The sequence below is a fragment of the Streptomyces sp. NPDC006743 genome (assembly GCF_040703815.1).
In the GTDB taxonomy this organism is placed as follows: Bacteria; Actinomycetota; Actinomycetes; order Streptomycetales; family Streptomycetaceae; genus Streptomyces.
On sequence record NZ_JBEYJA010000109.1, the window covers coordinates 1 to 7,974 of the forward strand.

Annotated in this window: 7 protein-coding genes and 1 pseudogene; 4 read left to right on the plus strand and 4 right to left on the minus strand. The window is 72.6% G+C overall.

Annotated features, from left to right (window positions below; all coding sequences use genetic code 11):
• Positions 1 to 265: 265 nt before the first annotated feature.
• The 3 genes from ABZ719_RS36760 to ABZ719_RS36770 form a co-directional block, all read right to left on the minus strand.
• Positions 266 to 754 (minus strand): hypothetical protein, encoded by a 489-nt coding sequence (locus tag ABZ719_RS36760; protein ID WP_366729516.1) that lies wholly within the window; start codon positions 752 to 754, stop codon positions 266 to 268.
• Between the two features lie 374 nt (positions 755 to 1,128).
• Positions 1,129 to 2,226 carry an FAD-dependent monooxygenase gene (locus ABZ719_RS36765; protein WP_366729517.1) on the minus strand — a complete coding sequence of 366 codons (1,098 nt, stop codon included), beginning with the start codon at positions 2,224 to 2,226 and terminating at the stop codon, positions 1,129 to 1,131.
• Between the two features lie 206 nt (positions 2,227 to 2,432).
• Entirely contained in the window at positions 2,433 to 3,398 is a 966-nt protein-coding gene (locus ABZ719_RS36770) for an NAD(P)-dependent alcohol dehydrogenase (protein ID WP_366729518.1), read from the minus strand.
• A 108-nt stretch (positions 3,399 to 3,506) separates the two neighbouring features.
• Here ABZ719_RS36770 and ABZ719_RS36775 point away from each other — a divergent pair, with 108 nt between their 5' ends.
• From ABZ719_RS36775 to ABZ719_RS36790, 4 genes are all read left to right on the plus strand, one after another.
• Complete coding sequence (locus ABZ719_RS36775; RefSeq protein WP_366729519.1) at positions 3,507 to 4,190, plus strand: helix-turn-helix domain-containing protein; 684 nt, start codon at positions 3,507 to 3,509, stop codon at positions 4,188 to 4,190.
• 738 nt (positions 4,191 to 4,928) lie between these two features.
• Complete coding sequence (locus ABZ719_RS36780) at positions 4,929 to 5,582, plus strand: PRC-barrel domain-containing protein (RefSeq protein WP_366729520.1); 654 nt, start codon at positions 4,929 to 4,931, stop codon at positions 5,580 to 5,582.
• A complete protein-coding gene (locus tag ABZ719_RS36785; protein ID WP_366729521.1) occupies positions 5,579 to 6,013 on the plus strand; it encodes a PRC-barrel domain-containing protein in 435 nt (144 codons plus the stop codon). Before ABZ719_RS36780 ends, ABZ719_RS36785 begins: the two co-directional genes overlap by 4 nt.
• A gap of 220 nt (positions 6,014 to 6,233) precedes the next feature.
• Positions 6,234 to 7,049 (plus strand): class I SAM-dependent methyltransferase, encoded by an 816-nt coding sequence (locus ABZ719_RS36790; protein ID WP_366729522.1) that lies wholly within the window; start codon positions 6,234 to 6,236, stop codon positions 7,047 to 7,049.
• A gap of 423 nt (positions 7,050 to 7,472) precedes the next feature.
• Here ABZ719_RS36790 and ABZ719_RS36795 read toward each other — a convergent pair.
• Positions 7,473 to 7,880 (minus strand): annotated as a pseudogene (locus ABZ719_RS36795) (GlcNAc-PI de-N-acetylase); the annotation flags it as partial.
• Positions 7,881 to 7,974 lie beyond the last annotated feature (94 nt).

Consider the following 7,974-nt stretch of genomic DNA (forward strand, 5'->3'; position numbering starts at 1 on the left):
AAGCTGAGCGTGCCGGGGTGCGGGTGCCGTCAGGGCCTTTCGGCAACGCCGCGAGCGTGCGTGCCGGGCGTCGCGAGCCGGGCACCCCTTTTGTCCGCAGCTCTCAGTCCGGGGACGGCTGAGACGGAAGTCCTGGGAGGCAGTACGGGCGGTGCCGGCGGCGTGCATGCGTTCGTCGCTGCCCACGGCTCACTGGGCACCGTCGGTGCAGCGGTGGACCGCCGCCGCGCCGCGTGGCCGGCCGCGGGGAGCCGGTACGGGCGCGTCAGACGGGCGGGCAGCCGAACCAGTCGACCGTGCCGGTGTCGCTGTTGCGGGTGTAGCCGAGGCACCTGATGGTCCTGTGGCGCAGGGCCCTGGTCCGGTCGACGCCCCCCTCCGGGGTGTCGCCCTTGTAGTAGGTCTGCATGAGCGTGTCGACCTCTACGGTGTACCAGCGTTTGTGGTGGGCCGGGATGCTGCAGAGCCGGGCGGTCAGGTTGCGGCTGGGCCCGCTGCCCCACACGTCCTGGTCGGCCCGGTCGCAATGGGTGCCCTCGGCGGTGACGGCGTGGGAGCCCTCTGCGGTGACGGCGTGGGAGTCCTCTGTGGTGACGGCGGAGGAACCCTCTGCGGTGACGGCGGGGGAGGCGGCGGTACCGAGCGGGACCGGCGCGCCTATGGCGATCGCCGCGGCGACGCCGAGAAGGGGTTGCACGAACAGGCTCATCGAGGGGCCCTCCTGCCAGGGGCGGTGACTGCCCGGAGTCGTCATGTCATCTTTGTGTGATGATCACACCCATTCCAGGCGACCGGCCCGGCGACCGGGGGTTCCTTCCCCCGACCCGGTGACCTCGGTACCGCCAATGCAGCAGACCGCGGCCAAGCCCCCGGCCGGCCGGGACCCCGCCGCGTCCGACGCCAGGCCGCACCCCTCGATACGGGTGCCGATCGATACGGGAGTAGACCGATACGGCACGCGGACGATGCCGTCCCGCCCGCTCACCGGCCCGTACCGATGGCACGCGACCGCTGCCCCCTCGCCCGTGACAGCGCGGGGGCAACCCCGACTCCCCCGATCCGTCGTCAGCCCGTCTGCCACAGCACGCGACCGCCCCGTCCGGGCCGTCCGGGCTCGCCGTGGGCGCGTCAGGCAGCAGGCGCGGTGGTGATCATCCAGTGGGTGAAGGCGGCGTAGCGCTCGGCGGACTCGGCGGCGCCGTGGGCGTGCTCGATCGCCGCGGAGTGCTCGCGCACCTGCTCGAACCTGGATCGGCGGGCGCTCTCGTAGCGGGCGAGGGCGGCGGGCGTGGCCGCTTCACCCGCCAGTTCGGCGCGCAGCACTCCGGCGTCCTCGATGCCCAGGGTGCCGCCCGCCGCTATGTGCGGGGACAGGCCGTGCGCGGCGTCCCCGATCAGCGCGACCCGGTCCGTGGTCCAGCGCGGCAGCTCAGGGACGACCATGATCTGGTTCTCCAGGATGTCCTCCTCCGGCGTCGCGGCGATCATCTCCAGGAGTTCGTCGTGCCAGCCGGACTCGGCCAGGTTGCGGGCCCGCCGCAGCGCCCGCTCCCTCTTGCTGCCGGCCAGTTCACCGGCGTCGAACTGGCCGACCCACCACATGGTCCGGCCCTGCGCGACCCGCGTGTAGCCGCCTCGGGTCCGCGCGGTGCCGATCGTGACGAACGTGCCCTCCGGCCGCTCGTCCCCGGAGGGCAGCACGGCCCGCCAGGCGTAGTTGCCGGCGTGTGCGACGGCCGCGCTGCCGGGCACCAGGGCGGCGCGCACGTCGGAGTACACCCCGTCCGCTCCGATCAGCAGATCCGCCCGCAGGGGCGCGCCGTCGGCGAGGTGCACCTCCACGTGTGTGTCGTGTTCGGTGAAGCCGGTGACGTGTGTTCCCAGGCGGATCCGGTCCCTGCCGAGGGTGTCGGCGAGGAGGTTGTTCAGGTCCGGTCTCGGCACCATCAGGAGCTGGTGGGCGGCCGGGTCGTAGCCGGCGGCGCGCATCGGGTGTCCGGCGGCGTCGAAGAACCGGGCGTCGACGGTCTCGCCCATGCGCCGGACGTCGTCGCCGACGCCGAGGGTGTCCAGCTCCCGCAGCGCGTTGGGCCACAGAGCGATGCCCGCCCCGGCGGCCCGCACCTGCGGCGCGTGTTCCAGCACGGTGACCTCATGTCCGATCAGCCGCAGTGATGCCGCGGTGGTGAGCCCGACCAGGCCCGCTCCTGCGATCACAGTGCGCATCGTTCCTCCTCTTGCCGTCCGGTGCGGTGGGAAGAGCAGCCGACGGCGATGGGCCGCCGGCCGGGGCGCGGTGGACCGCCGGCCCCGGCGAAGCCCGCTCTCTTCACGCGCCAACTTAACACTAACCGTTAGGCTTTACTAACGGTTCCGTTTTCCAATCCGTTAGCGTCACGACCCCTCGGCTCGTGCATGCGAAGGACGCGGTCTCAGTCGACCCTGACCACGTACTTGCCCCGCACACCGCCCGCCTCCAGCGCCCGGTGCGCCGCCGCCGTCTCCTCCAGCGGGAAGACCGTGTCCACCGCCGGGCGCAGTGTTCCCTGGGCCACCTGACGGGCGAGGTCGTCGAAGAGCTCCCGCTTGGGGTTGCCGCTGAAGAAGCGCACCCGGCTGCGTCCGTGCACGGCACTGGCCGCGATGTAGCCCAGCGAGGCGGCGGGACGCGTGGGGTCGAAGGCGATGGAGACCATGCGTCCGCCGGGTTTCAGCAGGCGCCGGAAGGCCCGCAGGTCGGTGCCCGCCGTGTCGAGGACCACGTCGAACGGGCCCAGTTCCGCCGGCGTGACACTCCGGTGGTCGACGGCGTGGTGGGCGCCGAGCGTACGGACGAAGTCCAGATTGGCGGCGCGGGCCAGCGCCGTGACCTCGGCACCGTACGCCTGTCCGAGCTGGACGGCGGCGTTGCCGACGCCGCCCGCCGCGCCCCGTACGAGCAGCCGTTCGCCAGGGCGCAGCGCGGCCTTGTCGCGGAGTGCGGTGATGGCGGTGGTCGCCACCGGCAGCGCGGCGGCGGACACCAGGTCCAGTCCGTCCGGGACCCGGCCGAGCCGTTCGGCCCGCACGGTCACGTACTCGGCGGCGCTGCCGAACTTGGAGGCGGCGCCCATGACGCCCCACACCGGGTCGCCGACCGCGACACCCGTCGCGCCGGTGCCCAGGGCGACGACCTCGCCGGTGAGGTCCAACCCGATGCGCTGCGGGAACCTCTGGCCGGTGAAGAGGCGGAGACGGCCGGAACGGACCGCGAGTTCACCACCGTTGACGCTGAACGCACGCACCCGCACGAGGACCTCGCCGGGCGCCGGTTCGGGACGTGGCACCCGGCCCACGTACAACACGTCGGGACCGCCGAAGCGGTCGAACAGCACTGCTTTCATCGTGCGGTCGTTCATCGTTCTCACCTTCGCTGCGAGCGGCCCTGCGGGACATCCGGGGGCGGGCCGAGCGTAGGCTGGGAAACGGACGGCATCGTCCGCTTGGGCCGGAGATGAGAGACAGTGGTGGGCGAATCTTCTCGGATCGCGGGTACGGACGGGCTTCGGACCGATGCCCGGCGCAATCGGGAGCGCATCCTCGTCGCCGCCCGTGCGGTCTTCGCCGAGCAGGGGATCGATGCGCCCATGGCCACCGTCGCCCGGCGGGCGGGAGTCGGCGTGGCGACGCTGTACCGGCGCTTCCCGACCCGGGACGCCCTGGTACGGGCCGCGTACGCGCAGCAGATGGAGATCTGCGCCCGGGCGCTCACCGAGGCGCTGGCCGACCCCGACCCGTGGCGGGGCTTCCGAGGGCTGGTCGAGAACATCTGCGAACTCCAGCGGGAGGAACGGGGGTTCCCCGCCGCGTTCGTCGCGGCCTTCCCGGACCGTACGGCGCAGGACGCGCGAGTGAGGGAACAGGCCGAGCGGGACTTCATGGTCCTGGTCCGCAGGGCCCAGGCGGCCGGTGCGCTCCGGGCCGATTTCCATCCCTCCGACCTCACCGTGGCCCTGTTGTCCCACTGCGGTCTGGTCACCGCTCTGCCGCACGACCGTTCGGCGTCCCGGCGCCTGGTGGCGTATCTGCTCCAGTCGTTCCGTGCCGAGGCGGCCCACGGGGCGCTGCCCCCGCCCAGCGCGCTGTCGTTGCGCAGTCTGCCGCTCGCGGCCGGCGCCTCCCCCGGACAGCGGCGGCCTTCCAGGACCTGACGCGAAGCGGCGTCGCCCGCCGCATGGTCCGCCCCTCGGACGCTGCCGCATGGTCCGCCCCTCGGACGCTGCCGCATGGTCCGTCCCTCGGACGAGGACGACAACGGCCCTTTCGCAATGGGACCTGGCCTGTTCTCCTGCCTTCGCCCGGGTCGTACGGCGGTTGACGGCTGGTTGCGGACGGCGTCGGAACGGCACGGCACGGCTGAGCCGCCGGGTGTCGACGGCATCGGCGTCCGTCAGACGCTGCGCCGTCGGCCGGCTGTTGGTGCTGCCGGCGGGTGTTGGGGCGTCGTGCCGCTGATGAGCGTCCGTGCGCCCCCATGGCCCTCTCCCCCGGCTCGGGTACGCGGGTCACGGTCGGCGCATGGAGGATGCCAGGGAAGCATGTGTGGGCCGCGGCGACGGCACGGCTCCGCCCCCGGGCCGGCTCCGGCGTGGAGGGGTGACGACGGGGTTCCCCAGCGTGCTGCCGGCGTCGATGTGCGGTTGCGCGCAGGCGTGCGGTGGGCGTCCCGCGGGCAAGCGGATAGCCCAGGGAGTTCGCCGGAACAAGGCGGCATTCGCAGTCAAGACTGTACCGAGGTGGTCGGCGATGGTGTGGTGGGGCTGGGTGGTCCTTCTCGTCGCGGTGGCGATCGTGCTCACTGTCACGGTGCTGACGGTCCAGGCGAGGCGACGCAGCGGGACGGTGATCGCCGTGCGGTCGGAGGGCCGTCGCCGGCGGGGAGGTGCGCTGTGATCTCGCTCGCGCTCGCCTCCGAACTGACCAAGCGGGTGGTGGTGACGCTGGACGGTGAAGCCGTCGCCCAGATCAAGGACACCGTCTTCGACGCCGAGGGGGGCCGGGTCACCGGCTTCACCCTGAGCGGCCGCGGCCTGCTGGCCGGACCGCTCAAGAAGGTCCTGCCGTTGTCCGGAGTGCACGCGATCGGACCGGCCGCCGTGATGATCCCCAGTCAGGCGGTCCTGGAAAAGCGGGGCCTGGCCATGGGATCCGGCACGGGACGAGGCGGTCAGGTCATCGGTACCCCTGTCCTCACGGACCAGGGGACCGAGGTGGGCACGATCCTTGACGTGGTGATCGAGGGCGGGCGCAGCGGACGGGTGATCGGTTTCGAGATCGCCGCCAACGAGAACCTGGACCGGCGGGAACGGAAGGCGTTCATCCCGCGCGGGGAGACTCTGGCCGTCTCCGGACGTGCTCTGGTCGTACCGGCCCACGCCCGCCGCTACGTCGCCGACGACCTGCCCAGCTTCAGCGCCCAGGTCGAGGCCTTCCGGGCGCACACAGCGACCGGCCACGCGGACACACCCGTGGGCACACCTGTGGAATCGACCCGGGACACACCCACCGAATCACCCGCACGTGGAGAGGGGAGTCCGGCATGAGGTTGTTCACCCAGACCCGGGGCCTTCCGGTGATCACGGTGGAAGAGGCCGAACCACTGGGGCGGGTGGAAAGCCTGACCATCGACCCGCACACCAGGAGCATCGCCTGTCTGCGCCTGTCCGGCGCCCCGCGGCACGCCACGGCCCTCGCCTGGAGCGCCGTCGAGGCGGTGGGACGGGATGCCGTCATCGTGCGCTCGCCCGCCGCCGGTCCCGGCGGGAAGGGCTTCCCCGCCCACCAAGAGGCCCTGGGCCGACGGGTCCTGACGGAAGACGGGACCGAGCACGGCACCGTCAAGGACATCGCCTACGACTCGACGACCGGACGCGTCCTGACGCTCTACACAGCCCTCGGTGAGATCAGCGGAGACTGTCTCCTCGGTGTCGGCGGCTACGCGGTCGTCGTGCGGACCCGGACCACCGGGCAGTAGCGGGCCGGCAGACGCCCTTCGGCAGGAGGAGCCCGGGAACACGGCAACCGCACCTGCCACTTGCAGCCCTGGCGGCGATTCCACGCAAGGGTCGCAGGCGGCCGGTGCGCGCGTGACCGGCGGGCCGCGCACGACGCCGGTCCCACTCGTCAGGCCGTCGGCGTCCATCGTCTAGGGTGGCTCGGTGACTGATGAGCAGGAGCGGGTGCAGCCGTCGGGAGTGTGGGCCACGGCGGTGGGGGTGGCCAGGGTACGGGCGCTGGAGACCGAGCGGGAGAACGCGCTGTTCCGTGACCCACTGGCACAGGCCTTCGCCGCCGCCGGCGGCCTGTGGCCCTCCTCGCCGCCGCTGCCCGACGACGAGGCCGCGCGACGGCGCCGGCTGGCCGTCTCGTTCTCCATCGTCATCAGGACGAAGTTCCTCGACGACCTGCTGCTGCGGGCCTGCGCGTCCGGTGTCCGGCAGGTCGTGCTGCTCGGTGCCGGCATGGACAGCCGGGCCTTCCGGATGGACTGGCCCGAAGGCACCCGGCTGTTCGAGGTCGACACCGCCGCGCCGCTGGACTTCAAGGCTTCGGTGCTGCGCCAGGAGCGGGCCGTCGCGCGCTGCGAGCGGATCACCGTCGCGGTGGATCTGCGGGAGGACTGGCCGGCCGCGCTGGCCGCCGCGGGGCACGACCCGGCCGAGCCGACCGTATGGATCGCCGAAGGACTGCTGATCTACCTGCCCGAGGACGCGGTGGAGCTGCTGCTGGCCCGGATCGGCGCGCGGTCGGCGGCAGGCAGCCGGATGGGGCTGACGTTGGGCTCGCGGGGCGTGATCGAGCGCTTCGGCGCGGACGCCGTGCCGGGATCGGCGGCGTCCATGTGGGTCTCGGAGATGCCCGATGACCCCGTGGGCTGGCTGGCCGGGCACGGCTGGGAGGCCGACAGCCACACCCTGCGCGAGTGCGCTGCCGCCTACGGCCGCCCGATCAGCACCCCGCCGCGGCGCGAGGAACGGCCCGGCGGACTGATCTCGGCGATCCGCCGGTAGGACACCGCCTCCGAGCAGGCCCGTGACGGGTGGAGCACCGCCCGCGATCCGCCGGACCAGACCGGCCAACTCCCCGGCGGACACACGGACATACCGCTCCCGGTTCTCCGTCCTCACCACGATCTCGAAGCATGCGCCGACTCTGACACATCCCACTGACCACAGGCCTCCCGGGCCTTGGACGCACCTGCTGCCGCGACGGCACCACCGATGCGGATACTGGCGGCGTCGGCCAGGGGGGACGGCAGTCCGTGCCGGCCGTGCCGCTGGTCCGGCGCTTCGCCGACGCACTCCGGCCGGCGGCGCGCCCAGCGGGCAGGGCGGCTCGGGCCGCCCCGCCCGCCACTCGTCGGCTGCGCGCGCCGTCGTGGATCTGGTGTTCTCAGGATCAGAGAGCGGGAAGGACGACGTCTGCCCGTCGGATCAGCGCAGTCCGGCGAAGAGGTCGTTCTCGGGCAGGGCCGCTCCGGTGGTGTCCCGGACCCGTACGAAGGTCTCCATGCCCATCAACTCGCCGAACCGCTCCCGGCCCATTTTGAGGAAGAAGATGTTCTCGCCCTGACTGGCGTGCGCGGCCAGGGCGTCGTACTTCTGGCCGCTGAACACGGTGGTGTCCACCCAGGTCGTGATCTCCTCGTCGGGGAGGCCTATCTCGGCCAGCGCGGCGGCCTCGGCGGGATCCGGCTCCGGCATGTCCTCGTGGAACTCGCGCATGACCTCGCCGAACCGCCGCATCGCCGAGCGGGGCATCGTCGTCCAGTACACCTTCGGGGTCAGCTCGGTCATCTCCAGTGCCGCCATGGTGATGCGGTGGGCCTGGATGTGGTCGGGGCCACGGCACGGCGAACGGCGGCGCCCGGCGCCGCAGGCTGCGCAACATCGCCCTCGTGGTGGTCCTCGCCGCGGTCGTCGGCGGCGGCACCGC

Bases quoted from the DNA above. Each gene is read 5' to 3' on its own strand.
- ABZ719_RS36760 (WP_366729516.1), bottom strand. From the start codon at position 754: ATGACGACTCCGGGCAGTCACCGCCCCTGGCAGGAGGGCCCCTCGATG.
- ABZ719_RS36765 (WP_366729517.1), bottom strand. From the start codon at position 2,226: ATGCGCACTGTGATCGCAGGAGCGGGCCTGGTCGGGCTCACCACCGCG.
- ABZ719_RS36770 (WP_366729518.1), bottom strand. From the start codon at position 3,398: ATGAACGACCGCACGATGAAAGCAGTGCTGTTCGACCGCTTCGGCGGT.
- ABZ719_RS36785 (WP_366729521.1), top strand. From the start codon at position 5,579: ATGAGGTTGTTCACCCAGACCCGGGGCCTTCCGGTGATCACGGTGGAA.